The sequence below is a fragment of the Amycolatopsis viridis genome, assembly GCF_011758765.1.
Lineage (GTDB): Bacteria > Actinomycetota > Actinomycetes > Mycobacteriales > Pseudonocardiaceae > Amycolatopsis_E > Amycolatopsis_E viridis.
On sequence record NZ_JAANOU010000001.1, the window covers coordinates 295,641 to 319,552 of the forward strand.

General features: G+C 71.0%; 26 protein-coding genes. 13 read left to right on the forward strand and 13 right to left on the reverse strand.

Annotated features, from left to right (window positions below; all coding sequences use genetic code 11):
* The first annotated feature begins 36 nt into the window (after positions 1 to 36).
* The gene (locus tag FHX46_RS01425) at positions 37 to 891 is read left to right on the forward strand and encodes a TIGR03621 family F420-dependent LLM class oxidoreductase (protein ID WP_313885989.1); all 855 of its coding nucleotides are present in this window, start codon (positions 37 to 39) and stop codon (positions 889 to 891) included.
* A 16-nt stretch (positions 892 to 907) separates the two neighbouring features.
* Here FHX46_RS01425 and FHX46_RS01430 read toward each other — a convergent pair whose 3' ends face one another.
* On the reverse strand, positions 908 to 1,162 hold the full coding sequence (locus tag FHX46_RS01430; RefSeq protein WP_167109931.1) for a helix-turn-helix domain-containing protein: 255 nt from the start codon (positions 1,160 to 1,162) through the stop codon (positions 908 to 910).
* A gap of 169 nt (positions 1,163 to 1,331) precedes the next feature.
* A complete protein-coding gene (locus FHX46_RS01435; RefSeq protein WP_167109932.1) occupies positions 1,332 to 2,921 on the reverse strand; it encodes an alpha/beta hydrolase in 1,590 nt (529 codons plus the stop codon).
* Positions 2,922 to 3,113: 192 nt separating this feature from the next.
* On the opposite strand from FHX46_RS01435, the gene FHX46_RS01440 reads away from it, so the two are divergent.
* The 3 genes from FHX46_RS01440 to FHX46_RS01450 all read left to right on the forward strand — a co-directional run bounded on the left by FHX46_RS01440 (position 3,114) and on the right by FHX46_RS01450 (position 5,727).
* Positions 3,114 to 3,392, forward strand: coding sequence for a DUF3311 domain-containing protein (locus FHX46_RS01440; protein ID WP_167102305.1), 279 nt, complete (start codon positions 3,114 to 3,116; stop codon positions 3,390 to 3,392).
* Positions 3,389 to 5,068, forward strand: a complete 1,680-nt coding sequence (mctP, locus tag FHX46_RS01445) for a monocarboxylate uptake permease MctP (RefSeq protein ID WP_167109934.1) — start codon at positions 3,389 to 3,391, stop codon at positions 5,066 to 5,068. Before FHX46_RS01440 ends, mctP begins: the two co-directional genes overlap by 4 nt.
* An 89-nt stretch (positions 5,069 to 5,157) precedes the next feature.
* Complete coding sequence (locus tag FHX46_RS01450) at positions 5,158 to 5,727, forward strand: peroxidase-related enzyme (protein ID WP_167109936.1); 570 nt, start codon at positions 5,158 to 5,160, stop codon at positions 5,725 to 5,727.
* An 18-nt stretch (positions 5,728 to 5,745) separates the two neighbouring features.
* Here FHX46_RS01450 and FHX46_RS01455 read toward each other — a convergent pair whose 3' ends face one another.
* The 5 genes from FHX46_RS01455 to FHX46_RS01475 form a co-directional block, all read right to left on the reverse strand.
* Positions 5,746 to 6,672, reverse strand: coding sequence for a bifunctional helix-turn-helix transcriptional regulator/GNAT family N-acetyltransferase (locus FHX46_RS01455; RefSeq protein WP_167109938.1), 927 nt, complete (start codon positions 6,670 to 6,672; stop codon positions 5,746 to 5,748).
* A 700-nt stretch (positions 6,673 to 7,372) separates the two neighbouring features.
* Positions 7,373 to 8,485, reverse strand: a complete 1,113-nt coding sequence (locus FHX46_RS01460; protein ID WP_167109940.1) for a hypothetical protein — start codon at positions 8,483 to 8,485, stop codon at positions 7,373 to 7,375.
* Between the two features lie 209 nt (positions 8,486 to 8,694).
* A complete protein-coding gene (locus tag FHX46_RS01465) occupies positions 8,695 to 8,844 on the reverse strand; it encodes a hypothetical protein (protein ID WP_167102323.1) in 150 nt (49 codons plus the stop codon).
* A 168-nt stretch (positions 8,845 to 9,012) separates the two neighbouring features.
* Positions 9,013 to 9,495: a pyridoxamine 5'-phosphate oxidase family protein gene (locus FHX46_RS01470; protein ID WP_167109942.1), complete on the reverse strand. Its 483-nt coding sequence runs from the start codon at positions 9,493 to 9,495 to the stop codon at positions 9,013 to 9,015.
* A complete protein-coding gene (locus FHX46_RS01475) occupies positions 9,495 to 10,871 on the reverse strand; it encodes an MFS transporter (RefSeq protein ID WP_313885990.1) in 1,377 nt (458 codons plus the stop codon). The genes FHX46_RS01470 and FHX46_RS01475 overlap by 1 nt, the downstream gene beginning before the upstream one ends.
* A gap of 60 nt (positions 10,872 to 10,931) precedes the next feature.
* Here FHX46_RS01475 and FHX46_RS01480 point away from each other — a divergent pair, with 60 nt between their 5' ends.
* The gene (locus tag FHX46_RS01480; RefSeq protein WP_167109944.1) at positions 10,932 to 11,381 is read left to right on the forward strand and encodes a winged helix-turn-helix transcriptional regulator; all 450 of its coding nucleotides are present in this window, start codon (positions 10,932 to 10,934) and stop codon (positions 11,379 to 11,381) included.
* Here FHX46_RS01480 and FHX46_RS01485 read toward each other — a convergent pair.
* Positions 11,362 to 12,558: an ATP-binding protein gene (locus FHX46_RS01485; RefSeq protein ID WP_167109946.1), complete on the reverse strand. Its 1,197-nt coding sequence runs from the start codon at positions 12,556 to 12,558 to the stop codon at positions 11,362 to 11,364. The genes FHX46_RS01480 and FHX46_RS01485 overlap by 20 nt on opposite strands.
* A 207-nt stretch (positions 12,559 to 12,765) precedes the next feature.
* On the opposite strand from FHX46_RS01485, the gene FHX46_RS01490 reads away from it, so the two are divergent.
* Positions 12,766 to 13,296, forward strand: a complete 531-nt coding sequence (locus FHX46_RS01490; RefSeq protein WP_167120989.1) for a DoxX family protein — start codon at positions 12,766 to 12,768, stop codon at positions 13,294 to 13,296.
* Here FHX46_RS01490 and FHX46_RS01495 read toward each other — a convergent pair.
* Positions 13,293 to 14,309, reverse strand: coding sequence for a helix-turn-helix transcriptional regulator (locus FHX46_RS01495; protein WP_208399961.1), 1,017 nt, complete (start codon positions 14,307 to 14,309; stop codon positions 13,293 to 13,295). The genes FHX46_RS01490 and FHX46_RS01495 overlap by 4 nt on opposite strands.
* Positions 14,310 to 14,396: 87 nt before the next feature.
* Between FHX46_RS01495 and FHX46_RS01500 the strand changes: the two genes are divergently transcribed.
* Complete coding sequence (locus FHX46_RS01500; RefSeq protein WP_167109948.1) at positions 14,397 to 14,834, forward strand: ester cyclase; 438 nt, start codon at positions 14,397 to 14,399, stop codon at positions 14,832 to 14,834.
* Here the strand turns inward: FHX46_RS01500 and FHX46_RS01505 are convergent.
* On the reverse strand, positions 14,812 to 16,083 hold the full coding sequence (locus tag FHX46_RS01505; RefSeq protein ID WP_167109950.1) for an acetyl-CoA C-acetyltransferase: 1,272 nt from the start codon (positions 16,081 to 16,083) through the stop codon (positions 14,812 to 14,814). The genes FHX46_RS01500 and FHX46_RS01505 overlap by 23 nt on opposite strands.
* A gap of 84 nt (positions 16,084 to 16,167) precedes the next feature.
* On the opposite strand from FHX46_RS01505, the gene FHX46_RS01510 reads away from it, so the two are divergent.
* Together FHX46_RS01510 and FHX46_RS01515 are read left to right on the forward strand one after the other, a co-directional pair.
* Positions 16,168 to 17,514 (forward strand): 3-oxoacyl-ACP reductase, encoded by a 1,347-nt coding sequence (locus tag FHX46_RS01510; RefSeq protein WP_167109952.1) that lies wholly within the window; start codon positions 16,168 to 16,170, stop codon positions 17,512 to 17,514.
* Positions 17,514 to 18,371: a MaoC family dehydratase gene (locus tag FHX46_RS01515; RefSeq protein ID WP_167109954.1), complete on the forward strand. Its 858-nt coding sequence runs from the start codon at positions 17,514 to 17,516 to the stop codon at positions 18,369 to 18,371. The genes FHX46_RS01510 and FHX46_RS01515 overlap by 1 nt, the downstream gene beginning before the upstream one ends.
* On the opposite strand, the gene FHX46_RS01520 is transcribed toward FHX46_RS01515, so the two are convergent.
* Positions 18,337 to 19,002 (reverse strand): TetR/AcrR family transcriptional regulator, encoded by a 666-nt coding sequence (locus tag FHX46_RS01520; RefSeq protein WP_390622575.1) that lies wholly within the window; start codon positions 19,000 to 19,002, stop codon positions 18,337 to 18,339. The genes FHX46_RS01515 and FHX46_RS01520 overlap by 35 nt on opposite strands.
* Before the next feature lie 47 nt (positions 19,003 to 19,049).
* On the opposite strand from FHX46_RS01520, the gene FHX46_RS01525 reads away from it, so the two are divergent.
* Positions 19,050 to 19,610, forward strand: a complete 561-nt coding sequence (locus FHX46_RS01525) for an SCP2 sterol-binding domain-containing protein (RefSeq protein WP_313885992.1) — start codon at positions 19,050 to 19,052, stop codon at positions 19,608 to 19,610.
* A gap of 7 nt (positions 19,611 to 19,617) precedes the next feature.
* On the opposite strand, the gene FHX46_RS01530 is transcribed toward FHX46_RS01525, so the two are convergent.
* Both FHX46_RS01530 and FHX46_RS01535 read right to left on the reverse strand, forming a co-directional pair.
* Positions 19,618 to 20,040: an FxsA family protein gene (locus tag FHX46_RS01530; RefSeq protein ID WP_167109958.1), complete on the reverse strand. Its 423-nt coding sequence runs from the start codon at positions 20,038 to 20,040 to the stop codon at positions 19,618 to 19,620.
* 49 nt (positions 20,041 to 20,089) lie between these two features.
* Complete coding sequence (locus tag FHX46_RS01535) at positions 20,090 to 20,923, reverse strand: SAM-dependent methyltransferase (protein ID WP_167109959.1); 834 nt, start codon at positions 20,921 to 20,923, stop codon at positions 20,090 to 20,092.
* 63 nt (positions 20,924 to 20,986) lie between these two features.
* Between FHX46_RS01535 and FHX46_RS01540 the strand changes: the two genes are divergently transcribed.
* The 3 genes from FHX46_RS01540 to FHX46_RS01550 are packed head-to-tail and all read left to right on the forward strand — an operon-like array spanning position 20,987 to position 23,856.
* Positions 20,987 to 21,631, forward strand: coding sequence for an alpha/beta hydrolase (locus FHX46_RS01540; protein WP_167109961.1), 645 nt, complete (start codon positions 20,987 to 20,989; stop codon positions 21,629 to 21,631).
* Between the two features lie 43 nt (positions 21,632 to 21,674).
* Positions 21,675 to 21,965 (forward strand): YiaA/YiaB family inner membrane protein, encoded by a 291-nt coding sequence (locus FHX46_RS01545; RefSeq protein WP_167109963.1) that lies wholly within the window; start codon positions 21,675 to 21,677, stop codon positions 21,963 to 21,965.
* A 58-nt stretch (positions 21,966 to 22,023) separates the two neighbouring features.
* Positions 22,024 to 23,856, forward strand: a complete 1,833-nt coding sequence (locus FHX46_RS01550) for an NHL domain-containing thioredoxin family protein (protein WP_167109965.1) — start codon at positions 22,024 to 22,026, stop codon at positions 23,854 to 23,856.
* Positions 23,857 to 23,912 lie beyond the last annotated feature (56 nt).

The following is a 23,912-nucleotide window of genomic DNA, read 5'->3' on the forward strand; positions in this document are numbered from 1 at the left end:
CGTCGTTTCCGGCCCTGGTGTCGGAACATGCGGGGGATGCGGTTCGGCGTGAAGATGATGGCCGCCGGGACACGGGCGGAGTTCGTGGACAAGGTCCGGCGGGCTGAGGAGCTCGGCTTCGACGTGGTGACCGTGGCCGACCACCTGGGGATGCCGGCGCCCTTCCCGGCGCTCGTACTCGCGGCGGAGGCGACTTCCCGGGTACGGCTGGGCACGTTCGTGCTCAACGCGCCCTTCTACCACCCGGCCCTGCTGGCCCGCGACGCCGCGACGGCCGACGAGTTCAGCGGCGGCCGGCTGGAGCTCGGGCTCGGCGCCGGGTACGTGCGGGAGGAGTTCGAGGCGGCGGGCCTGCCGTGGCCGGGCCGGCGGATCGACCACGTGGAACGCACGATCGTGGAGCTGCGGAAGCTGTTCGCCGACGACGGGTACCGGCCCGGGCCCGCGCAGGACGGCGGGCCACCGCTGATGCTCGGCGGGTGGGGTGACCGGATGCTGACGCTGGCCGCGCGGTACGCGGACATCGTCGCGTTGACCGGCGCGCCCGCGGCGAAGGACGGCGGGCTGGCCGGGCTGGCCGGCGCGGACGCGTTCGCCGAGCGCGTGTCGTTCTTGCGCGCCCGCCTCGACGGGCGGCCGGTGGAGATCAACGTACTCGTGCAGGTCGTCGTGGTGACCGGCGACCGGCGCGCCGCGCTGGCAGATCTGCAGCGGTTCGCACCGTCGATGCCGGTGGAGGCGATCGGGGAGCTGCCGACCCTGCTGGTGGGCTCGGTGCCGGAGATCGCCGCGCAGCTGGCGGGCATGCGGGACCGGTTCGGAATCAGGTACGTGACGGTGCTGGAGCGGAGCATGGACGCGTTCGCGCCGGTGCTCGAGCAGCTGGCGTAGCCCGCCGGTTCCCGGCTCAGCCGGCCGGCACTCCGGTGACCACGTCGCGCAGGGCGTCCAGCGGCAGGCCCACCGCGTCGGCGAGGGCGACCACCGTGAAGAACGCCGGGGTGGGGATGCGACCGGTTTCGATCTTCCGCAGCGTCTCCACCGAGACGCCCGCTTCCAGCGCCACGTCGGCCATGCTGCGCGAACCCCGGGCGGCTCGCAGTGCGGCACCGAGACGCTCGCCGCGTTCGCGTTCGGCTTCGGTCAGCGGGACTCGCACCATGCGCCCAGTCTATCCGCCCAGTTGTCCCCAGCCTGTGGACAACTCTGTGCACAGGCTGGGGACTACCGGTACCAGCCCGGCCGGAAGTGCACAGCCGGTTCTCCGGCGGTGCCCGAAAACGCGAGAACCCCGCCGGAACCAGGCCCGGCGGGGTTCTGGAGACCGAGGATCAAGCGCCCGGGTCGGGCAGCGGCATACCAGGCAGCGTCTGGTCCTGCGGCACCACCCCGTCCACGAGGAAGTCCTCCACAACCTTGTCCACCGCCGCGTTGCCCCCGGCGTAGACGCCGTGGTCGCCCTCGTCGGTCACGGTGATCAGCCGGGAGCCCTGGAACGCGCGGTGCGCCCGCTGGGCGCCCTCGATCGGGGTCGCCGGGTCGTGCGTCGACTGCACCATCAGCACCGGCGGCACACCGCGCCCGTCCAGGACCGGCAGCGGCTCCGGCTTGTTCTTCCAGAAGATGCACGGCTGGATCAGCCAGCCCCAGCCCAGCAGCGGGTACCTCGGCCCGAGCTCGGTGGACTGCCGGATCACCGTGTTGCGGTTGCCCGACCACGGGCCCTCGTTGCACGGGATCGTCCAGAAGCTCGCGTCGCCGGAGTCGTCGTAGTCGCTGGGCACCACCAGCGGCTGCGGGCCGACCGCGTCGGCCGCGGCCTTCAGCTGGTCCAGCAGCGCCGCCCGCTGCTGGACCGATGCGGTGCCCTGGGTCAGGTTCCGCACGCTCACCAGGTAGTCCGCCAGGTCCGGGAAGTACTTCTTGCCGTACAGCTGGGACGAGATGGCGGTGTCCAGTGCATTGGCCGAGAGCTTGGTGCCGTCGACCTCGACCGGGTTCCGGGTCAGCGTGTAGCGCACCTGCTCGTACGTCTGCCGCGCCAGCTCGGCGGTGGTGCCGAAGTGGTACCGGCTGTCGTACTTCGCGATCCACGGCAGGAAGTCCTCGCGCCAGCGGCGCTCGAAGCCCAACGGCTGCCAGTCGAAGGCCTTCTGCCAGGTGGTGGTGAACTCGACGTTCGAATCGAGCACGAACTTGCCGGTGCGGTCCGGGAACGCCTGCGCGTAGTGCGCGCCCAGCCAGGTGCCCGCCGAGTAGCCGACCCAGTTGATCTTCTGCCGCTTCAGCAGCAGGCGCAGCAGGTCGATGTCGCCGACCGTCTGCCGGGTGTTGATGAACGGCCCGAGGTCGCCGGACTTCACCTGGCACGAGTCGGCCGCGTACTGGGTGGCGTCCAGGATCAGCTTCAGGTTCTCCCGGTTGCGGTCCCGCGGGTCGAGGTCGCGGCCGGTGCCGACCGCGCCACCGCACGTGATGTTCGTGCTCTTGCCGGTGCCGCGCGGGTCGAAACCGACGATGTCCTGATGCTCCCGCACCCGCGTCTGGTTGCGCAGCTGCGCCGGGAAGAGCCGGCCCGGCGCGCCCGGACCGCCCGGGTTGACGACCGTGCTCTCCGTCGCCGTGCCGGTCGCCTTGAGCCGCCCGACCGCGATCGTCACGTCGATGCCCTGGTCCGGTGCCGACCAGTCCCGCGGCGACAGGTAGGTGGCGCACTCCATGCCCTGCTCCCCGGCCTGTGGCGTCTGCCCGGACAGCTCGTCGCTGCAGGGGTGCCAGTTCAGCGTCTGGTAGGCGTAGCGATCCGGGATGCCGGTGGAGTTCAGCGCGGGTTCGGCCGGTGCCGCCGTCGCCGGTGTGCCCGTCGCCAGCAGGGTGCCGGCCAGAACCGGGATCACCACCGCCCAGCGCGTCCGTGTCATGCTCGCCCCTTCGTCACTAGCCGCAGCCGCACGCGTACCGCACGCGGCGGCCTATTCATATCGGCCGGGCCCGGCGGGGGCAACCTGCGTTCGTCGGTGTCGCGGCGATCAAATCGATACTTTCCGGCACCTTACGCAGAGTGAACTCAGGACTTAGGGTCAATCCGCCCTGTTTCGACCAAGTGAGGTCACATGTCTGGTAAAGCCGCCGGGAAGGTCACGGGGTTGCAGGTCAGCCCGTGGAACCTGTTCCTGCTGATACCGCTGCTGATGCTCGTGACGCCGTGGTTCAACTTCGACAAGCCGCGGGTGCTGGGCCTGCCGTTCTTCTACTGGTACCAGTTCCTGTTCGTGTTCGTCGGGGTCGTGTCCGTGGCCATCGTGTACGTGGCGACCAAGGGAAAGCCGGTCGTCAAGGGCAAGCCGGACCGGCTCGCCGCCGAGGAACTGGATGAGGGTGAGCAGCTATGACACTGGCACAGGCACCCGGCAGCGGTCTGCAGTGGACCGAGCTGATCATCTTCATCGTGCTGTTCCTGCTGGTCAGCGTGATGGGTTTCGTCGCGTCCCGGTGGCGGGCCGCGGCGTCGCTGGAGCACCTCGACGAGTGGGGGCTGGGCGGCCGCAAGTTCGGGTCGTGGATCACCTGGTTCCTCGTCGGTGGTGACCTCTACACCGCCTACACCTTCGTGGCCGTGCCCGCGCTGGTGTTCGGTGCCGGTGCGCTGGGCTTCTACGCCCTGCCCTACACCGTGATCCTCTACCCGATCGTCTTCCTGCCCGCGCTGCGGATGTGGTCGGTGTCCCGCTCGCGCGGGTACGTCACGCCGGCGGACTTCGTGCGCGGCCGCTACGGCTCGTCGACGCTGGCGCTGCTCATCGCGATCACCGGCATCGTCGCGACGATGCCCTACATCGCGCTGCAGCTGGTCGGCCTGGAAGCCGTGCTGCGGACGATGGGTCTCAACGGTGGCGGCATCGCCGGTCACCTGCCGCTGCTGATCGCGTTCCTGGTGCTCGCGCTGTACACCTACCAGTCGGGCCTGCGGGCGCCGGCGTTGATCGCGTTCGTCAAGGACGGCCTGATCTACCTCGTCATCCTGGTCGCGGTGTTCTACCTGCCCGCCAAGCTCGGCGGCTGGTCGCACATCTTCGACGCGAGCGCGAAGGCACTGGCGCAGCCGAGCCCGGCCACCGGGAAGCCGAAGGGTTCGATCGTGCTGACCGGGAACAACCAGCTGCAGTACATCACCCTGGCGCTTGGCTCGGCGCTGGCGCTGTTCCTGTACCCGCACTCGCTCACCGGTGTGCTCGCTTCTCGCGGCCGCAACGTGATCAAGCGGAACATGATGGCGCTGCCGGCGTACTCGCTGCTGCTGGGCCTGCTCGCGCTGCTCGGCTACGTCGCGCTGACCGCGGGTGTCAAGCCGATCACCAACGCGGCCACCGGCAACGCCGACTCCAACACCGTGGTGCCGGTGCTGTTCGGCACCCAGTTCCCGTCGTGGTTCGCGGGCATCGCGTTCGCCGCGATCGGCATCGGCGCGCTCGTGCCTGCCGCGATCATGTCGATCGCCGCGGCGAACCTGTGGACCCGCAACATCTACAAGGAGTACCTGAAGCGGGACGCCACCCCGCGGCAGGAGGCCAAGCAGGCCAAGATCGCCTCACTGGTGGTGAAGTTCGGCGCGGTCGCGTTCATCCTGTTCATCGACCCGCAGTTCTCGATCGACCTGCAGCTCATCGGTGGTGTGCTGATCTTGCAGACGCTGCCGGCGGTGGCGATTGCGCTGTACACCCGGTGGTTCCACCGGATCGGCCTGATCGCCGGCTGGGCCGCCGGCATGGCGTGGGGCATCGCGATGCTGTACGTCATCCCGAACCCGAACACGAAGCGCGCCCACTTCGGTGGCTCTGCGCTGCCGCTGAAGGACCTGTCGATCTTCGGCTGGCACCCGTTCACCGGCTCGGCCGTGCAGATCTACCCCGGGTTCGTGGCGCTGATCGGGAACCTCGTGGTGGCGGTCGTCGTCACGGTGATCTGCCGGAGCATGAAGGTGTTCAACGGCACGGACGACACCGAGGGCACCGACTACCACGCCGACGAGCACGACAAGGATCTGCGCCCCATCGGCGCTCACCACTAGGGAAGATCAATGAAGTGGCTCGGGCGGCGGTGCCGGTTGCTGGCCCACAGCAAGCGGCACCGCCGCTTCGAGATACGAGGAGGAACATCGTGGACAGCCGGTTCGGTGTCACCGAGCTCGACGACCTGCCCGACGACCTGCGGGAACGCATCGGCGTGATCGCGGAGAAGTCGGGGTTCGTGCCGAACGTCTTCCGGGCGCTGGGGCACCGGCCGGCTGAACTGCGCGCCTTCCTGGACTACCACGACGCGCTCATGGAGCGTTCCGGTGGCTTGAGCAAGGCCGAACGGGAGCTCGTGGTGGTGGCGACGTCGGGGGCGAACCACTGCACGTACTGCGTGATCGCCCACGGCGCGATCCTGCGGATCCGCGCGAAGGACCCGCAGCTGGCCGACCGCGTCGCCACGAACCCCTGGCAGGTGGAGCTGGACGAGCGGGGCCGCGCGATCGTCGACCTGGCGCTCGCGCTGACCCGCGAGCCGGAGTTGTTCGGCGAAGCCGATGTCGAGGCGGCGCGCACGGCCGGGCTGACCGAGGACGAGATCTGGGACGTCGGGGCGATCACCGCGTTGTTCGCGATGTCCAACCGGATCGCGCACCTGACCGCGCTGCGGCCGAACCCGGAGTTCTACACGATGGGCCGCGATCAGAAGCGGTAGCGGTGGACGACGAACACGTCACAACTCCCGTCGCCAGATCTCGCCGACGAGGTCGTGCCCGAAGCTGCGGTGGGGTTGCGAGTCGACGAGTTCGAACCCCGCCCGCCGGTAGATCTTCCGCGCGGCGGCCAGGACGTCGTTGGTCCACAGCTCCATCGCGGTGTAGCCGTGTGCCCGGGCGAAGGCGAGGCACTCGTCCACCAGGCGCGTGCCGACGCCGTGCCCGCGCGCGTGCGGTTCCACGACGAGCAGGCGCAGTTTCGCGGTCCGCTCGTCGGACCCGCGCACGCAGAACACGCAGCCGACGCGTTCCCCGCCGAGCTCGGCGATCCAGGCGGCCTCGCGAGCGGGGTCGAAGTGGTCCACGTAGTCGGCGACGATGCGGGCGACGAGGGCCTCGTAGGTGGCGTCCCAGCCGTACTCCTGGGCGTAGATCGCCCCGTTGCGCTGCACGACCCAGCCGAAGTCACCGGGCCGGGGCGGGCGCAGCACGAGGGTCGGCGCCTGCTCGCGTGGCCCGACGAGGTGGCTGATCGTGCGCATCGAGGTGACCAGCCGGTGCTGGTCGTCCTCGGTGAGGCGGCCGAGGAGCCCGCCGATCTGCTCGATGGTGCGTTCCTCGAGGACCTGCTGTTCGGCCCGGCCGGCCTCGGTGAGGCGGGCCAGCTGGCGGCGGCCGTCGGACTCGTGACGCTCGCGGACCACCAGGCCGCGGCTCTCCAGGCGGCCCAGCAGGCGGCTGGCGTAGCCCGGGTCGAGGTCTAGGCGCCGTCGCAGCTCGGCGACCTCGGTGACGCCCTCCTGGGCGAGCTCGTAGAGCACCCGGGCCTCGCCGAGCGAGTACTCGCTCCCGACCAGCCCTTCCTCCAGCACGCCGATGATCCCGGTGTAGAGCCGGTTGAAGGCGCGGACCTGCATGATCCGATCGAGGAGCGGGCCGGTCATTTGACCACCTCAAGTAACTCGTTGACTGAGTCAAAGATTACTCTCCCGGGTTCCCTGTGCAAGGGGTTTCGGGCGGCCCGGAGGGAGCCGTGCGAAGGTGGGCACATGACGAGGCAGGGCGCCCATCGTCCGTTCGGGCCTGGGCCGGGCGTGGCCCACGACTACGTCGCTGATGCGGTGCGGGTGAGCGGTGGACGCGGGGACGCCGTCCTGCGGGTCGATGGCACCGAGCACGCCCGGCGAACCGGAGCCGGGGTCGGCGCGGTGACGGACCTGCGACTCCTGGACCGCCTGATGAGCCTGCCGCTCGGCGCGGACATCGCCTGGGGTGATCTCGATGCGGATGATGCCGCGCTGTTCCAGCGGACTTCGCCGGGCATCGTCACGGCCTCGGCCCGCGGTGTTCGCCGCTTGCTCGTGCCCGCCGTCACGGTCGACCTGGTGGTCGTCCGGCAACCGCGTTGGCGTGCGGGGCTCCGCGCCGCCGCGGCCTTCGAGCCGTTCGCCCAGCGGGTGTTGCACCTGCCCCAGGCGCCAGGCCGGATCGCGGACCTCCTGTGGGAAGCGGACGTGCTCGGAATCGGTGTGTGGGTGGGCGGCGACGACGCCCCCGAACAGCTGCTCGCCCCGGCGCCCTGGCGGCGCCGCTACGTGAAGGCCGCCGGATGGCGCTTCGCTGAGCGAGCGTATGCCGCGTGGCTCAGCGCCAGCTGCCTGCCCGGGTCGCCGAGCGCTGCTCCGGATCGTCGAGTTCCACCAGCTGCCGGAGTAGCGGGTCGACTTCCAGCCGGACATTTCCCAGCCGGAGCCGAGCGTGGCGGGTGAACGCCGTGCGGAGTTCCTCCGCCAGTGCCTGCTGCTGTTCCTCCCGCCTCAGCGGATGCAGCTCGTCCCACATCGCGAGCCACGTGTGCACGTTGTGGCGGAGGATGGCCCGCCGGTCCTGGTCAGTGCCCGCGAACGAATCGAGGGCGCGCCCGCCGCACCGGTCGCATCGCGGGGAAGGACTGTTCGCGTACCAGTCCGCATAGGTCATCGGGCTCCGGTGCTCGCACAGTTCGCGCAGGAACAGACCGGGCAGAGCCCCGTTCGAGAACCCGCCGCCGGTGACGTCGTCCGGTCTGGCGGGACGGCGAAGTCCGCCGGTGAGCCCGATGGCCGCCGCGGCGGCCCCGTGGGTGAGCCCGTCGAGCGCTGCCAGTACTTCGGTCGCGAGCAGGAGGGAGCCCGGGACCGCGGCGAGCAGCGTTCGCAGACCGGCTACCCGCCCCGCAGACCCCAGCGGGCGGCGTTTCGTGGCGAACACGAATGCGAGTGGCTTGACGGATCGGGACACCACGTCGACGAATGTGCCGAGCCGTTCCGGATCGAGCATGGCGGCGTCGGTGGCGACCAAGGTGATGGCGCGAGGTGACGTCACCTCGTTCGCGGCTTCGACCAACGCCCGGAGGGTGGGCCAGTCGGCGGAGGCGACGAACTTCGAGGGCGTCAGGACCGCGCGAACGCCGTCCGCGACCACGCCGTCCACCCACTGGTCGAGGGTGATCTCGAAGAGGGCGTCGCCGCTGGGGAGACCCAGGGGCGAGCTGGGTGAAGCGAGCTCCGCGGCCCACCGGCGCTCGTCGTAGACCAGCGGACCGGTGTCCTTCGCGGACCGGATGCGGCGCAGGCCGGGCCGGCACCCGGCTCCGGCGGCGACGAGGCCGCTGTTCCGGCCGGTAGCGCTGATCGCCACGTCGAGCCACTTGTAGTTGGTGTAGGTCAGCAGCCTGCCGGCGAGTTCTTCCGGAAGCTGGCCCCGCGAAGCCGTCATCCCGCACCTCGTTCACGCGCGAACGGTGTTCAAGGTACGTAATGGAGCGAAGAGTTGACAAGGACGTGGGCCGGCCAGGGGGCCCGGAAAATTGGAAACCCCGTGATGCTGCCAGGTCGGGGGTCCGCCAGCATCACGGGGTCATCTGGGGTATCGCCGCCTCCCCCGACGGCGTTACACCCTGCTTCAGTTGTGGTCTAGCTCACGCGTCAGCGCAAGTTGGACTGGCGCGCCTGGGCGATGGCGATCAGCTCCTGGCGGACCGTGGCGGAACCGGCTGTGTCGATCGCGCGGCTCAGCGCCCGGCGGGTGCGCGTTTGTGCGCGGCGGGCTCGGAGCTTGGCGGCGATGTTGCTCATCGGTGTTCGCATCCCTCGTTGCATCTCGACTGCTGTGCCTCTAGTATGCGCCTCTTTTCACAAGGTCGCCAACGATTATCCGGTGATCTGACACACCCGCCTATGAATCGTCGGCGCGAGATCACTCTTGCGGAAGATCGTCGCATCTACCACATGAACTAGAGAGGGCTAGAACTCTCCAGAGACCCAGATCCGGCTGCGCAGGTCCCGCCCGCGGATCACCTGGATCCGCCACGGTTCCAAGCGCAGGACGTGCAGCTTCGGATCCGACGGCGACTGCCAGAAGGCGCCGAGGTCGTAACCGGCGCCCCGCGGACTGGTCCTGCGGTAGAGCCGCCACACGTAGGACCGGACCTCGAGCTCGTCCACGGTCGTGGCCACCGCCTCCACGGCGACCGAGTCGTTCCCCGGCTTCCAGTAGGAGAACGAGGTGTGCGGGTTGCGCGCGAGGTGTGCCGTCTTGACCGGCGTCGGGAACGTCGCCAGCCACCCCCGTGGCCGGCCGTCCACGTTCTCCCACACCGGGATGAGGATTCGCGTCCGCGGCCGGTTGCGGGAGTCGACGGTGACCATCGTGGCGTACCCGATCGCGCCCACGTACGCGTTGAACTCGGCTTCGATCTCGGTGAACGACTGGACGGCGCGGCTCATCACGCCACCCGCTTCCGGAGACCGGCACCGCTGATCACCGCGGCCAGTGCGACGGCCGCGATCGGCACCGCGAGGGCCATCCGGTAGCTCCCGGGACCGGCTGCCGCCCCGGTGAGGACCGCGGTGCAGGCCGCGAGCCCCAGTGCCGCGCCGAACTGGAACGAGGTGTACAGCACCCCACCGGCCAGGCCCTGCTCGCTCTCGTCGACGCCGTTGGTCGCGACGATCGTCAGCGGGCCGTAGGCGAGCGCGAACGCGACCCCGAGCACGATCATGGTCGGGAACATGGCGAGGTAGGCGGTGTCGGTTCCGATCGGCAGGAACAGCACGTACGCCACCAGTGCGAGCACCAGGCCCGTCACGACGACCTTCGCGTTGCCGAACCGGCGGACCAGACGCGGGGTCAGCGTCGGGGCGAGGACGGCGTCCGCGCCGATCGCCAGCATCGCCAGACTGGTCTGCCCGGTGCTCCACCCCCGCAGCTCCTGCAGGTAGAGCACCGCGACGAACTGGAACCCGAAGAACGCGGCGGAGAACAGCAGGGCGGCCACGTTCGCCCGCACCAGCGTTCCGGACCGCAGCAGGCCCAGCCGCACCAGCGGCGCCGCCGACCGGCGTTCGATCCGCACGAACACGGCGCCCAGCGCGAGCCCCGCCGCGACGAGGGCCGCGGTCCAGGCCGCGCCGACGTGCGCGGAGCGCTCGACGCCGAGGACCAGGAGCACGATCGCGGCCGTGACGGTCACCGCGCCGGGCAGGTCGACCCGCCGGCTGGTCACCGGTTCCCGGGGGGTGGCGGGGATGAGCGACGCACCGAGCACCAGGATGATCAGCGCCAGGACGGCGGGCACGAACAGCACCAGCCGCCAGTTCACCGCCGTGAGCAGCCCGCCGAGCACCAGCCCGAGCGAGAAGCCGGCCGCCGCGGTCCCGGAGTAGACCAGCAGCGCGCGGTTGCGCTGCGGTCCTTCGGCGAACCCGGTGGTGATGATCGACAGCCCGGCGGGGGCCATCACCGCGGCGGCGACCCCGGCGACGAACCGCGCGGCGATGAGCAACCAGCCTTCGCCGGCCAGCCCACCCGCGGCGGAGACCACCAGGAACACCGCGAGCCAGGCCAGGAACATCCGGCGGCGGCCGAACAGGTCGGCGGCCCGGCCGCCGGCGAGCATGAACCCGCCGTAACCGAGCACGTAGGCGCTGATGACCCACTGCAACTGCCCGGTGGACATCCCCAGGTCCGCGCGAATCGCGGGCAACGCCACGTTCAGCATGGCGACGTCGATCCCCTCCAGGAAGATCGCGCCGCACAGGACGAACAACATCCCCCAGGTCCGTGGCGTGAGCCGGGCCTCGGTCGGAACGGTGGTGGACACGGGATCCCCCTCCTTGGTTCTGTTTGGTAACGAAGGAATCTTGTGTCACCATGGGCAACCGTGGAAGACGGCACTTCGCAGGCACTCGGTTACTGCACGGGAACCGAGGACGACCAGGTCAGGCAGTGGGACACCCGGGCGGACTGCGAGGTCCGGCACATCCTCGACCGCGTCGCGGACAAGTGGTCCCTGCTCGTCATCGCGCTGCTGGACCGGCGGGCGATGCGGTTCTCCGAGTTGCGGCGCGCGATCGACGGCGTCAGCCAGCGGATGCTCACCGTCACGCTGCGCCACCTGGAGCGCGACGGGATCGTCAGCCGGACCGTGTACCCGGTGATCCCGCCGCGGGTGGACTACGAGCTGACGCCGCTCGGTGTGTCGCTGCACGAGGTGATCAAGTCGCTGGTGACGTGGACCGAGGAGCACCAGCAGCAGATCGCCGCGGCGCACGCCGCCTACGACTCACGGGCCGCCGCGGAGCGGGAGCTGGTCAGTCCATTGCACGGCTGAGCAGGTAGTGCCCGAAGTGCGGCACCGTGAAGGCGATGTGCCCGCGCTCGGCGGAGTACACGAGCCCCTTCTTCATCAGCGAGTCCCGCGCCGGTGACAACGACGACGGCTTGCGCCCCAGGTAGACGGCCACGTCCGAGGTTCCGGCGCTCTCGTCGCGGCCCTGGGTGAGCTCCGCCATCGCCCGCAGGTACTCGCGCTCGGCCGGGGTCGCGCGCTCGTAGCGGGACCCGAAGAATCCGACCGCCAGCTCCTGCTCGGCCTCCGGCGCGGCGACCCGCACGTCCTGGACGGTGATCGGGTCGTCCGGTGCCGCGTCCCATGCTGCCTTCGCGTACGCCTGGATGAAGTACGGGTAGCCGCCGGAGGCGTCGAACAACGCGTCCAGCGCCTCGGGTTCGATGCCGGCGTCCTCCCGCTCGATCGGCGCCAGCACGGCCCGGTCGGCGTCCTCCCGGTTGAGGCGGTCGATGCGCACGTACCGGAACAGCCGCTCGGAGTAGGACTTCGACGCCGACAGCACCGCCGGCACGTGCGGTAGTCCCGCGCCGACCACCACGAGCGGCGCTCCGGACTGGGACAGTTCGTGGCACGCCGCGCACAGCGCCGACACGTCGTCGGGCTGCAGGTCCTGGATCTCGTCGATCAGCAGCGCCACGCCCGTGCCGACGTCGGCGGCCAGCTCGGCCACGTCGGTGAACAGCTCGACGAGGTCGATCTCGATGTCGCCGGAGTCGGCGCGGCCCTGGGCGGCCGGCACGTCGATGCCCGGCTGCCAGCGGTCCCGCAGCTTCGCGTCCGCCTTGTTCGACCGCAGCGCGAACGCTTTGAGCACGCCGAGCACTTCCTCGACGCGGTCCGGCGCGCGGTGCCGCACCGCGAGATCACGGACCGCCCGGTGCAGGGCCGCGGACAGCGGGCGCCGCAGCTCCGCATCGGGGCGCGCCTCGATCTTGCCCGCGCCCCAGCGGTGCTTGATCGCCATCGACCGCAGCTCACCGAGCAGCACCGTCTTGCCGACGCCACGCAGACCCGTCAGCACCAGGCTGCGTTCCGGCCGGCCACGGGCCACCCGCTGCAGCACCACCTCGAACGCGGTCAGCTCGCGTTCCCGGCCGGCCAGTTCGGGCGGCCGCTGCCCCGCGCCCGGGGCGAACGGGTTGCGGATCGGGTCCACCACGCCAACGTATCGGCGTGTCTACCCACCGCCCGATATTTGCGGAGATTGCGGCATCGGCGTGTCGCTACTGTTTTCTAGCTCTGTCTAGTGCAGCAGATAGAAAAGCGTAGGGATGAACAGAAGCAGGAGTGGGTAGATCCTCCACCTGACATGTCGCACCCGAGGAAGGCGAGGAACGTGATCGTGCGTCGACTGGCCCGCCCCATGCTGGCGGGCATCTTCATCTACGGCGGCATCAACGCCCTGCGGAATCCCGAGGGCCACGCCGAGGCCATCAAGCCCGTGCTCGACAAGGTCGGGCAGCAGCGGGACAAGCTACCCGACGCCGTCCCGACCGACCCGGTGAACCTGGTCAAGATCGACGCGGGGGTCAAGATCGCGGCCGGGACCCTGTTCGCCCTCGGCAAGTTCCCGCGGCTGTCCGCGCTGGCGCTGGTCGGCAGCCTCGTACCGACGACCGTCGGCGGGCACCCGTTCTGGGAGGCCAAGGACCCGCAGGAGAAGCAGCAACAGCTGATCCACCTGCTCAAGAACGCCGGCCTGGCCGGTGGCCTGCTGATCGCCGCCGCCGACACCGAAGGCAAGCCGTCGCTGGGCTGGCGCGCCCGCCGCGCCGCCGAGAAGGCGAGCAAGCAGGCGCAGAAGGCGACGGAGCGGGCGAGCAAGCGGGCACACAAGGCGTCGAAGCAGATCCAGTCGACCGCCGCGTCCGCGCGCGACGCCCTGCCCGTCTAGCCGAGCAGACGGAACACCAGGTCTCGGCGGCTGCGCACGCCGACCTTGTCGAACACCGCCTTGAGGTGGTCCTGCACCGTGTGCGCCGAGATGTGCAGCTCCTCGCTGATCGCACGGGTCGGCTGACCGCGCAGGACCAGGGTGGCGACCTCGGCCTCGCGCGCGGTCAGCCCGTGCGCGGCCAGCACCAGCGGTGCGGCCGTGCGCGCGTCCGCCGGTTCGACGACGACGACCAGCTGCCGGGTCCCGGTGAGCCGTGAGGCGTGCAGGGTGAGCCAGGACCCGTCGGCGGCGCGGACCCGGGCGCTGGGCAGCATCGCACCGCCGGATCGCAGCGCAGCGGCGACCGCGTACACCGGCACGGGCAGCGGGCGACCGGGCGGCAGCAGGGACAGCAGGTGCTCGGCATCGGGGGTGAGCGAGACGAGCTCCAGGCCCTCGGTCAGCACCACCACACCCGGCTGGTGACCCGCCACGGCCGGCCCGTGCAGGAGCGCGGCGGTGCGGATGGCGTGGGCGAGATGCGGAGCGAGCCGCGCGAGCGCGGCCTTTTCGGCGAACTTGAAGCCGCTCAGGCCGTCCTCGCGGTGCAGGCACAGGTAGCCCCAGCAGTGCCCGCCGGCCACGAGCGCGGCGCGCAGCTCGTCGCCGAGGCCGAGCGGCCGCATGATCTCGCGGTACCGGGGGCTGGCCCACCGGTCCCGCCGCGTGGCGCCGTCCAGCGACTCGACCGGCCGTCCGGACGTGACCAGCCCGGCGAAGGTGTTCACGTCGCCGCCGCCGAACTCGTTGTCCAGGAACAGCGGCGTCGCGCTGTCCAGTGGCGGGTCCGGCCAGCCGCCGGTGAACAGCAGGGTGCCCGGGTCGGCGGTGGCGAAGAACGTCGCGTCCGCGGGCACCACGCGGCGCAGCGCCCGCAGCACCTCCTGCCGGACGCCGGTGGTGTCCAGTCCGCTGTGCGACAGCCGGATCACGTCGTGCTCGGCGCGGGCCGCGCTGGGCGATCGCCGCATGGGACGAGTGTGCGCCCCCGAGGTACCCCGGGGAAATCCCAGACGGGTGGGATGGTCCGAGGCCTGCCGGCGCCGCACGATCGTTGCATGACCGCTGACCAGCTCAGCAAGAACAAGCAACTCGTCGAAGACTTCATCCAGGACCTGTTCACCAAGGGCGACACCGGTGCCGTCGAGCGCTATCTCGACCCCGGTTTCGTCAGCCACGACCCGCCGTTCCCGGGAGCCCCGGAGGGGCCCGAGGGCATGCGCCAGGCCGCCGTGCTGTTCCGCCGGGCGCTGCCGGACTGGCACAGCGACGTCGAGCAGCTCGTCGCCGAAGGTGACCTCGTCGTCGAGGTGTTCACCGCCAGCGGTACCCACCGGGGCGAGCTGATGGGCGTGCCCGGCACCGGCAGGACGATCACCCTGCGCGGCGTCAACGTGTTCCGCGTGGCGGGTGACCGGATCGCCGAGCGCTGGGGCGTCCTCGACCAACTCGCCCTGCTCGCCCAGCTCGGGCTCACTTCTCCAGGATCGCCGTGATGCCCTGGCCGCCGGCGGCGCAGATGGAGATCAGGCCGCGGCCCGAGCCCTTCTCGTGCAGCAGTTTCGCCAGGGTCGCCACGATCCGGCCACCGGTCGCGGCGAACGGGTGCCCCGCGGCCAGCGACGAGCCGTTGACGTTCAGCTTCGACCGGTCGATCGGGCCGAGGGGCTGGTCGAGTCCCAGCTTCTCCTTGGCGAACGCCGGGCTCTCCCACGCCTTGAGCGTCGCCAGCACCTGGGAGGCGAACGCCTCGTGGATCTCGTAGAAGTCGAAGTCCTGCAAGGTCAGGCCCGCCTTCGCGAGCATCCGCGGCACGGCGTAGGCGGGGGCCATCAGCAGGCCCTCGCCGCCGTGCACGTAGTCCACGGCCGCGGTCTGCGCGTACGTCAGGTGGGCCAGCACCGGCAGGTTCCGTTCGGCGGCCCACTCCTCGCTCGCGAGCAGGACCGTCGACGCGCCGTCGGTCAGCGGGGTCGAGTTGCCCGCGGTCATCGTGCCGTCGGGGCCGCCGAAGACGGGCTTGAGCTTGGCGAGCTTCTCCGCGGTCGAGTCCGGCCGCAGGTTCTGGTCGCGGGTCAGGCCGAGGTACGGCGTGACCAGGTCGTCGAAGAACCCGCGTTCGTAGGCCGCGGCGAGCCGCTGGTGGCTGGTCGCGGCGAGCACGTCCTGCTCCTCGCGGGAGATCTCCCACTCCCGGGCGGTCAGCGCCGCGTGCTCGCCCATCGACAGGCCGGTGCGCGGCTCGGCGTTGCGCGGGATTTCCGGCACGATCTGGCCCGGCCGCAGCTTCGTCAGCAGCTTGAGCCGCTGACCCACGGTCTTCGCCGCGTTGAGCTGCACGAGGATGCGGCGCAGGTCGTCGTTCACCGCGAGCGGGGCGTCGGAGGTGGTGTCCACGCCTCCGGCGATCGCCGAGTCGATCTGCCCGAGCGCGATCTTGTTGGCGACGTTGACGATCGCCTGCAGGCCGGTGCCGCACGCCATCTGGACGTCCGCGGCCGGTGTTTCCGGCGAGAGCTTGCTGCCCAGCACGCTCTCCCGGGCGAGGTTGAAGTCCCGGGCGTGCTTGAGCACCGCACCGGCGGCGACCTCGCCGATGCGCTCGCCCTGCAGCGCGAAGCGGCTCACCAGGCCGTCCAGCGCGGCGGTGAGCATGTCCTGGTTGGACGCGCTGGCGTAGCGGCCGTTCGAGCGCGCGAACGGGATGCGGTTGCCGCCGACGATGGCGACGCGACGGACGTCCATGACCTTTCCTCCCACTGGGGTGGCGAGCCTCGGATGACAGTGTAACCTACTGACGAGTAGGTAAGCTCGGTGAGGAGGCACGTGATGGCCGACCGGTATCAGCAGTTCACCAAGACGCCGATCGGGAAGTTCGTGGTGCCCAGGCTCGGGCTGCCCAACCCGCCGGTGCTGCGCCGGTACCGCCCCGGCCAGCCCCCGCTCGATGGTCCCGCACTTTTCGGCGGCGCGCCCGGCGGGCGGCTGGGCAAGGCGGTGACGACCCAGCTCGCAGCCGCCGGGATCACCGTGCTGACCGAGCCGGCGGGCGGCGACGAACGCTACGGCGCCCTGGTGTTCGACGCCACCGGCATCACCGACCCCGCCCAGCTGCGGGAGATGTACCTGTTCTTCCACCCGGTGATCCGCCGGGTCGGCTCCGGCGGCCGCGTCGTCGTGCTGGGCACTCCACCCGAGCTGGCCGACGGCCGGGAGCGGATCGCCCAGCGCGCGCTCGAAGGGTTCACCCGGTCGGTCGGCAAGGAGCTCAAGCGCGGCGCGACCGCCCAGCTGGTGTACGTCGCGGCCGGCGCCGAGGAAGCCGCCGAATCGACGTTGCGGTTCCTGCTGTCCGCCAAGTCGGCGTTCGTCGACGGCCAGGTGATCCGCGTCGGTGCCACCGGCACCCCGGCCGTGCCCGCGATCGAGAACTGGGACAAGCCCCTGGACGGCAAGGTCGCCCTCGTTACCGGCGCCTCGCGGGGCATCGGCGCGGCGATCGCCCGGGTCCTCGCCCGCGACGGCGCGCACGTGGTCGGCCTGGACATCCCGGCGCAGGGCGGCGACCTGTCCGCGGTCGCCAACGAGATCGGCGGTTCCGCGCTGCAGCTGGACATCACCGCGGCGGACGCGCCGGACAAGCTGGCCGCCTACCTCGCGGAGCGGCACGGTGGGGTCGACGTCGTCGTGCACAACGCGGGCATCACCCGGGACAAGACGCTCGGCAACCTCACCGAGGGTGCGTGGGACGCGGTGCTCACCGTGAACCTGGTCGCGCAGCTCGCGGTCAACGACAAGCTGCTCGCGGAGAAGGTGCTGCGGGACAACGGCCGGATCATCGGGGTCTCGTCGATCGCCGGCATCGCCGGCAACGTCGGCCAGACCAACTACGGGACCAGCAAGGCCGGCGTGATCGGCATGGTGGCCGACGGTGCGCCGAAGCTGGCCGAGTACGGCGCCACCATCAACGCGGTCGCGCCCGGGTTCATCGAGACGCAGATGACCGCGGCGGTCCCGCTGTTCATCCGCGAGGCCGGGCGGCGGCTGTCCAGCCTCGGCCAGGGCGGGCTGCCGGTGGACGTCGCCGAGACGATCGCGTGGTACGCCAACCCCGCGTCGGCCGCGGTGAACGGCAACGTGGTCCGCGTGTGCGGTCAGGCATTGCTGGGGGCGTGATGACAACGGTCAAGGAAATCCGGGAGGCGCCGAAGCTCGCACCGTTGTACGCCAAGGCGCTGCTGACCCGTGGCGGTGGGCAGAGCCTGCCGGACACCGAGTACGTGCGTGCGGGCATCGGCTTCGACCCCGCGCACGTCGTGGCCTACAACCGGGTCTGCGGGTTCCGGCTGAGCGACGAACTGCCCGCGACGTACCCGCACGTGCACGCGTTCGGATTGCAGATGGCGCTGATGACGCAGCCGGACTTCCCGTTCCCGTTGCTGGGCATGGTGCACATCGCGAACCGGATCACGCAGCGGCGTCCGGTCCGCCTGTCCGACACCGGCGCCATGCGGGTGCGCGCGGAGAACCTGCGGCCGCACGAAAAGGGCCGCCAGTTCGACGTGATCAGCGAGTTCACCACCACCGAAGGTCCGGTTTGGACAGAGGTGAGCACCTACCTGCGGCGCGGTGGGGGCGCGGGCGGCGGCAAGCGCGAGCAGCTGGCACCGCCGTCGCCGACGGCGATCTGGCACGTGCCCGGCGACATCGGCCGGCGCTACGCCGAGGTGTCCGGCGACCGCAACCCGATCCACCTGCACCCGTTGACGGCGAAGCTGTTCGGCTTCCCGTCCGCGATCGCGCACGGCATGTGGACCAAGGCACGCGTGCTGGCCGCGTTCGAGGGCAGGCTGCCCGGGGCGTACACGGTGGACGTGAAGTTCAAGCTGCCCGTGCTGCTGCCCGCGAAGGTCGCCTTCACCTCGTGGCGGGCGGGCGACGGGTGGGCCGTCGAGCTGTGGGCGGCGCGGAAACCGAAGCCGCACCTGGAGGGGACGATCACTCCCCCGGACGCCACACCGCACCCTCGATGAGGTCGTTGAACCCCAGCCACACCAGGTTCATCAGCCACGACGCGAGCACCCCGTCGGACACCTCGGAGTGGTCGAGCCACCAGTCCGCCAGCGACTCGGCGGCACCCACCAGCGCCACCGCGAGGGCCGGGCCGGAGAACTCGGCCCGGTCCCCCAGGCCCTTCTTCATGCCCGCGGTGACCACGAGCGCGGTGACCACCTCGATGGCCCGGGAGCGCAACATCGTGATCTCGTCGGCGAACCGTCCGCCGACGGTCAGCGCCTGGCGGTGCAGCACCGTCCAGGAATCGCGGTACTCGGCGACGAACCGGTAGAACGAGCGCAGCCCGTGCCACAGCTGCATGTCCGGCGGCAGCTCCGAGCGCAGACCGTCGCGCACCGCCTCCAGCAGACGGCCCGCCTCGCGGCGGATGCACTTGGCGAACAGGTCCTCCTTGGCGCCCAGGTAGGAGTAGATCATCGGCTTGGAGACACCGGCGACCTCGGAGATCTCGTCCATCGACGCGGAGTGGTATCCGTGGCGGGAGAACACCTCCACCGCGGCGTCCAGAATCTGCCGCTCCCGCACCGGTCTGGGCAACCGCCGCGACCGCGGGGCCTTCACGTCTTCCGTCACGCCGACCTCCTTCACCGTCGAAACGCTACCTCTTCGCCCAGCCGCCGGTAGACTCTCCGCCTGTGTCCGGCACAGTGGTCGACGCGTTCGCGCGCGAGCTCGATCTGAGCAAGCTGTCCGCGGAGCAGTTCATCCAGTTGCTCGAAACCCTGCACATGCTCGGCACCGCCGACGCGGGTGTGCACCTGAGCGGGGTGTCCACCGAGACCCTTGCCGACCTGGTGCGGCGTGCGTCGAAGGAGCAGTTGCGGGCGATCGCCGAGCACCCCGAGCTGCGGACGGTGTTCCTCGAGGAGATCTTCCGCCGGATGTCGGACCACTTCCTCGCGGAGAAGGCGCGGTACTCGAGTCTGGTGGTGTGCTGGCGGTTCCCGGGCGGCTCCGGACTCGGTGGCTACGACCGGTTCCAGACCGTGATCGAGGACGGCCGCTGCGTGTCCGGCCGCGAACTGGGACGCGACCCGGACACCACGATCACGATCGCCCCGGACGACTTCTTCCGCGTGGCGACCGGGAACGCGGCGGTGGCGGCGATGTTCGTGACCGGGAAGGTCAGAGTGAAGGGCGAGTACGCGCCGGCGGTGCGGCTGTCGGGTTACTTCGACATTCCCCGAGTCGGGTAGCGCGGCGTCAGCCCTCGATGATGGGGCGGTGCGGGGTCTCGTTGTCGACCACCTCGCTGTCGACCACGATGAGCCGGTTCGGCATCCGCCGTTCCGCGCGCCGCAGCCACGCCCGCCGCACGATGCCCCGTGTCGGTGGGAGCAGCAGCGCCAGCCCGGCGAGGTCGGACAGGAACCCCGGGATCATGATGAGCAGCCCGCCGAGCGCGACGAGCATGCCGTCGGTGATCTCGGCGTGCGGCGACCGGCCCGAACGCGCCGTGGCGAGGAACGCCTGGGCGGCGCGCGCGCCCTCCCGGCGAGCCAGCCACGAACCGAGGAACGCGCCGACCACGAGCAACCCGAGGGTGCCCAGGAACCCGATCAGCGAGCTGACCGCCCAGACGGCGGCCACCTCGGCGACGATGTACAGCAGCAACACGACAGCCATACCGGGTCAACGCGCGCGGCCGCCCGATTTCTCCCGGGCCGCGGTCCGCTCAGGGCTTGCGGGCGACGCCGCCGATCACGCGGGACTCCGACGGCACCCGCCGGAACAGCGTGTGCCGGTCCGGGTGCCACGCCGGTGCGTACACCAGGCCGGGTTCGAGCAGCTCCCAGTCGCCGAAGAACCGCGCGAACTCGGCGACCGTGCGCAGCTGGGCGGGGTTCGTGGTCGTCTCGTAGTACCCGACCAGGTCGGCCAGCGCCTGCCGCTCCTCCTCGCTGCGCGGGTTCTCGTTCGTCATCTGCGACAGGACCAGCAGCGATCCCGGCGCGAGGCGCTCGCGGAGGCAGGTGAGACGGCTGTCCGGGTCGTCGGCGTCCTTGACGAAGTGCAGCACCGCGTTGATCACCAGCGCGACCGGCTGCCGGGCGTCGATCAGGCCGGTGTCCAGCACGCGTGCCCACAGGTCCGCCGATTGGAGAAAATCCGCCGCGATCGCCGCGTGCCGCGCGGGATCGGCGCTGTCGGCCAGCAGCAGTTGCGAGTGCGCCAGCGCGACCGGTTCGTTGTCCACGTACACGACCCGCGTGTCGCGCTGCGGGCGTGTCGCGTCGGCGACGTCGTGGACGTTGCCGGCCGTGGGCAGGCCCGATCCGATGTCGACGAACTGCCGCACCCCCAGCCGCACGCACTCCCGGACGGCCCGCCCGAGGAACTGCCGGCTCGTCTTCATGTACTCGCCGATCAGGGGTAGCGTCCGGTGGATCTTCTGCGCGAACTCACGGTCGATCGCGTAGTGGTTCGTGCCCCCGAGGAAGTAGTCGTACACCCGTGCCGCCGACGGGCGGTCCAGACTGTCCGCCACCGCGCGCAACGCCTCGTCCATGTGAAGTCCCTCCCGACCCTCGCCGACATGCTAGTGACCGGACCCGACCGCCCGGAGGTTTTCATGATCGACTTCGTGCTCGTGCACAGCCCGCTCGTCGGGCCGGCCACCTGGCAGCGCGTCGCCGGCGAGTTGCGTGCCCGCGGCCACCGGGTTGCCGTCCCGTCGCTCCTCGGCGCGCTCGCCGGCGACGGGCCGTACTACCCGAAGCTCGCGGGTACCGTCACCGAGCCCGGAGTGCTCGTTGTGCACAGCGGTGCCGGCGCGCTGGTGCCCGCCATCGCGGCCCGGATCCCCGTACCGCGTGCCGTCTTCGTCGACGCTCTGCTTCCGCATCCCGGCCGCAGCTGGTTCGACACGGCGTCACCAGAGTTGCGCAAGCGTTTGCGGGAGCTGGCCGACGACGACCGCCTGCCGCCCTGGAACCGGTGGTTCCCGCCCGGCACCATCGAAGATCTGCTGCCCGACCAGCACATCCGCGCGGAGTTCCTCGCCGAGCTGCCCCGCGTGCCGCTGGCCTACTTCGCCGAACCCGTGCCCGACGCCGAGGTCCCGCCCAGCGGCTACCTCCAGCTCAGCGGCGCCTACGAGGAGGAGGCGGCCCGGGCGGCCGAACTCGGCTGGCCGGTCGAGCGCCTCGACTCCCACCACCTCGCTCCGCTGACCGATCCCGCCGTGATCGCCACCGCCCTGGATCGGTTTGAGTAGAAGCACTCAAGACATCCGGCCGGTCACGCGCGACCGTGGAGCCATGACGAAACCCACCGCCGCACCGGCCACCGGTGCGTTCTTCGCGCAGTCGGCGATCTCGTTCGGCCTCTCGCTCGCCGCGGTCGCGGTCGGGGTGGCCTACCTGCCGGTCAACGGCTGGGTGCGGGCCTTCCTCGCGATGGCCGTGCTGTACGCGATCACCTCGGCCTTCACGCTGGCCAAGGTCGTGCGCGACCGGCAGGAGAGCACGGCCCTGATGAGCCGGGTTGACCAGGCCCGGCTGGAGAAGCTCCTCGCCGAGCACGACCCCTACCGCGAGCCGGCGTTGTGACATTCGACATCGCGAGCCGGGGGAACAAGGACATTCCGGTCGGCGGTTGAGGTGTTGCGTGGCACCAGAGCATCGCCAGGCGCGCGTCCGCGCGCCCGAACTCGCCGGGGACCTGTGGCTGAACACCGGCGGTGAGCGCCTCACCCTGACGCAGCTGCGCGGGAAGATCGTGCTGCTCGACTTCTGGACGTCGGGCTGCATCAACTGCCTGCACGTGCTGGACGAGTTGCGTCCGCTGGAGGAGGAGTTCGCCGACGTGCTGGTCACGATCGGCGTGCACTCGCCGAAGTTCGTGCACGAGGGCGAGGCCGCGGCGATCGAGGCCGCCGTGCGCCGCTACGAGGTGCACCACCCGGTCCTCAACGACCCGGAGATGACCACCTGGTCGCAGTACGCGGTGAAGGCGTGGCCGACGCTGGTGATCGTCGACCCGAAGGGGTACGTCGTGCACACCGCGGCCGGGGAGGGGCACGCCGAGGCGCTGCGCCGGGTGATCGCGGAACTGGTCGAGACCCACGACGCGCAGGGCACGCTGCGCCGCGGGGGCAACCCGTACGTGCCGGCCGAGGAACAGCCCGCCGACCTGCGCTTCCCCGCGAAGGCCGTGGCCACCGCGGCCGGCCGCATCCTGGTCGCCGACACCGGTCACCACTCGATCGCCGAGTTCGCCTCCGACGGCGAGACCCTGATCCGCCGCTTCGGCAGCGGCGCCCGCGGCCGCGCCGACGGCGCCTTCGACGTCGCGAGCTTCGCCGAACCCTCCGGGCTGGCGCTGCTGCCCGCCGAGGTGGCCGAGCAGGCCGGGTACCACCTGCTCGTCGCCGACACGGCCAACCACCTGCTCCGTGGCGTCGACCTGGTCACCGGCGAGGTCACCACCGTGGCCGGCACCGGGAACCAGTGGCGCGACGGCGAGACCGGCGGCGACGCGCTGTCGATCGACCTGACCAGCCCGTGGGACGTGGTGTGGTGGCCGGCCGCGGACGGTGTGGTCGTCGCGATGGCCGGCAACCACACGCTCGGCCTGTTCGACCCGCGGACCGGCCGGATCTCCCGCTTCGCCGGGACCACCGTGGAGGGCCTGCGCGACGGCGCGGCCGCCGAGGCGTTCTTCGCGCAGACCTCCGGCCTGGCCGTCCAGGGTGAGCGGTTGTGGCTGGCCGACGCCGAGACGTCCGCGCTGCGTTACCTGGAGACGGGTGACGGCGTGACCGTGCACACGGCGGTCGGCACCGACCTGTTCTCGTTCGGGCACCGCGACGGTGACGCCGCGGACGCGTTGCTGCAACACCCGCTGGGCGTCGCGGTCCTGGCCGACGGCACGATCGCGATCGCCGACACCTACAACGGCGCTGTCCGGCGCTACGACCCGGCGAGCGGCACGGTCGCGACGATCGCGGACGGGCTCGCCGAACCCTCCGGCCTGCTGGTCACCGACGAGGCGCTGCTGGTGGTCGAATCGGCCGGCCACCGCCTGACCGCCCTGCCGGCGTCCGCCGAGGCGGCTCACCAGGTGGCCGGGCAGGCGCTGGCCGTGCGGCGCCCGCCGACCGAGCTGGCGCCGGGCCCGGTCGAGTTCTCCGTCGTCTTCACGCCGCCGCCGGGCGAGAAGCTGGACGACCGGTTCGGCCCGTCGACCCGGCTCCAGGTGACCGCCGCGCCGCCGGAGCTGCTGGCCGAGGGCGAGGGCACCGGCACCGGGCTGACCCGGACGCTGAAGATCGCCGAGGGGCACACCGAGGGCGTGCTGCAGGTCGTGGCCCAGGCCGCGAGCTGCGACGTGGACGCCGAGCACCCGGTCTGCCGGGTGACCCGCCAGGACTGGGGCGTGCCCGTCCGGATCACGCCGGACGGCCCGGACCGCCTGCAGCTGATCCTCGCGGGGGCGTGAGCCGGCAACCGCTGGTCTCCGCGGCGCACTGGGGACACGTAGCATTACCGGCGTGT